Origin of the sequence: Metapseudomonas phytobenefica (genome assembly GCF_043392685.1) — a bacterium.
Classification (GTDB): domain Bacteria; phylum Pseudomonadota; class Gammaproteobacteria; order Pseudomonadales; family Pseudomonadaceae; genus Metapseudomonas.
Genome location: NZ_JBHZGM010000071.1, coordinates 1 through 2,010, shown reverse-complemented (window position 1 = coordinate 2,010; position 2,010 = coordinate 1). Strand labels below are relative to the sequence as shown.

The following is a 2,010-nucleotide window of genomic DNA, read 5'->3' as shown; positions in this document are numbered from 1 at the left end:
GTAAGCGCTCCATAAATCCCGTCCGCCTGGACGGGGTTTGTTTTCAGGAAGCCGGGACAGAAGCTGGCGAGCAGTTCCACGGCAGCAGTGCTTCGTAATCCTCAACGCTGCTGGCGGTTGGCAGGCGTTCGAGGATGTGGCGCAGCCAGGCGTAAGGCTCCTGGCCATTGGCCTTGGCGGTTTCGATCAGGCTGTAGACCTGCGCGCTGGCCGTGGCGCCCTTGGGCGTGTCGCTGAACAGCCAGTTCTTGCGGCCGATGACGAACGGGCGGATGGCATTCTCGGCGCGGTTGTTGTCGATCGGCAGATGTCCACCTTCGACGTAGCGCACCAGCCGGCTCCAGTTGCTGGCCAGGTAGTTCACCGCCTTGCCCAGGGCCGTCTGCCCGGCGACCTGCGGCTGGGTCTTGTCCAGCCAGGCCTTGAGCTGGTCGAGCAGTGGCTGGCTGCGTTGCTGACGGGCGGTCAGGCGTTCGCTGTCGTTGGCCTCTTTCAGGTCACGCTCGATGCCGTAGAGCTTGTTGATCAGGTTCAGCGCCATGTCGGCCCGGCCGGTTTTGCCCTTGGGCTGCACCTTCTGCGCTTCGACGAACTTGCGCCGCGCATGTGCCCAGCAGCCCAGGCGTTCGATGCCCTCCTGCATGGCCACGGCGTTGTAGCCGGCGTAGTCGTCGGTCATCAGGTAGCCGCGATAGCCTTCGAGCAGGCGCAACGGCACGTCCTGCGCACGGCTGGTGCTGTAGTCGAACAGGACGACCGGTTGCTCCGGTGGACCGCCGCTTTGCACCCACATCCAGGACTGCGCCGTGGGATCTCGCCCAGGTTCATGCAAGACCTGCAGCCGGGTTTCGTCGCAGTGCAACACCGGGTAACCCAGCAACTGGTCGCGCATGAGGTTGAGCAGGGGCTGCAACTGTTCGCCAGACTGGATCACCCAGCGCGCCAGGGTCTGGCGGGGGATGTCGATACCGTGGCGACTGAGCATCTTCTCGAAACGATACAGCGGGATGCCATCGGCGTACTTGGTGGTCAACAGCATGGCCAGCACGCTGGGGCTGGCCAGGCTTTTCTCAATCAGTTGCGCCGGTTTGTCAGCGGTGACCGGGGCGGCTTCGCAGGCCTTGCAGGCGTAGGTCTTGCGGATATGACGGAGCACCCGCACCTGCATCGGGATGATCTCCAACTGCTCGCTGGTCTCTTCGCCGATCTCCTGCTTGCGGCAACCGCAGGCGCAGGTCAGCTCGTGCTCGGGTAGTGTATGGACGATTTCCACGCGCGGCAGGTGGGCCGGCAGCGGCTTGCGTTTGCCACGACGCTTGACCGGCGCAACGACTTCTTCGGCTTCGCTTGGCGCGGCGGCCGGCTCTTCGATCAGCTCTTCGGCCTCGTTGAACATGGCCAGTTGCGGCGAGTCGGCGTCTTCGGGGCTGCGCTCGGATTTGGGTGAGAACAGTTTGTGGCGCAGCAGGGCGACCTGTTCCTGTAATTGCAGAACCAACGCCTTGAGCAGGATGGGATCGTCGGGAAGGTTGTCGGCGCCAGATTTCATGGCGCCGGATTATACCGGCTCAGGCCACGAAGCGCGGCGTCAGTACCTGGTGCGGCCGGTTACGCCACAGGTCGATGCCGTCGAGCAGCCAGTTCAACTCATCGACAGTCAGTTCGATGGCCTCGTCGCCAGCATCGGGCTTGGTCTTGAAACGCTCGGCTTCCAGGCGCTTGAGCCACAGGCAGAAGCCATTGCGCTCCCAATAGAGGATCTTGACCTGGCTACGGGTGCGATTGAGGAACACGAACAGCACCGGGTTGAACACTTCCACCTTGATGTCCAGTTCAACCAGGGCGGCCAGGCCGTTGATGGATTTGCGAAAGTCGACGGGCTTGGGATAGAGGTAGACCTTCTGCACCTTGGCGTCGGGACGCATCATGGTGGTGAGCTCCAGTGAAAACGGGAGCTCAGCATCCAATGATCAGCAGGCTATGGGCAGGTGGGGTTTATGGAGCGGATAC

2 protein-coding genes are annotated in these 2,010 nt (G+C 62.7%); both read right to left on the bottom strand.

Going from position 1 to position 2,010, the window contains the following annotated elements; all coding sequences use genetic code 11:
- Positions 1-43: 43 nt before the first annotated feature.
- Positions 44-1,549 (bottom strand): IS66 family transposase, encoded by a 1,506-nt coding sequence (gene tnpC, locus ACFW0B_RS25745; protein WP_449151788.1) that lies wholly within the window; start codon positions 1,547-1,549, stop codon positions 44-46.
- 19 nt (positions 1,550-1,568) lie between these two features.
- The gene (gene tnpB, locus ACFW0B_RS25740; RefSeq protein WP_058151328.1) at positions 1,569-1,928 is read right to left on the bottom strand and encodes an IS66 family insertion sequence element accessory protein TnpB; all 360 of its coding nucleotides are present in this window, start codon (positions 1,926-1,928) and stop codon (positions 1,569-1,571) included.
- Positions 1,929-2,010 lie beyond the last annotated feature (82 nt).